The sequence below is a fragment of the Xanthomonas sp. SHU 166 genome (assembly GCF_000364685.1).
Classification (GTDB): Bacteria; Pseudomonadota; Gammaproteobacteria; order Xanthomonadales; family Xanthomonadaceae; genus Xanthomonas_A; species Xanthomonas_A sontii.
In genome coordinates, this window is sequence record NZ_AQOJ01000648.1 from 1 (window position 1) to 328 (window position 328).

General features: G+C 73.5%; 2 pseudogenes. Both read right to left on the reverse strand.

The features are described 5' to 3' along the window. A pseudogene (locus D180_RS15610) lies at positions 1-204 on the reverse strand (hypothetical protein); the annotation flags it as partial. Beyond that, positions 201-328, reverse strand: a pseudogene (locus D180_RS23515) (short chain dehydrogenase); the annotation flags it as partial. The pseudogenes D180_RS15610 and D180_RS23515, both read right to left, overlap by 4 nt.

Genomic DNA, 328 nt, shown 5'->3' on the forward strand with positions numbered 1-328 from the left:
CGGCGCCGCCTGGCGGGCGGCGGCCGCCTGCGCGGCCAGGTTGGCATAGGCCTGCAGGCGCTGCGGCTTCGGCGTCTGGTAGGCGACCTGGGCCCACTGGTCGCGCACCGCGACCACTGCCGGCGTCAGCGGCGCGGCGGCGACGGCCGCCCCCAGCGGCGACAGCGCAAGCAACAACGACAGCGCACGCAGACGGACGTTCATCGGGCATCTCCAAATCGGGAAGGAGCGCGCGCGGCATGCCGGCGCACCACGGGCAACTGCGCTTTCAAACTGCGGTCCACCAGCCCCGGCAAGGCGCCGTTGAGGCGGGCGAAGAGCTTTTCCG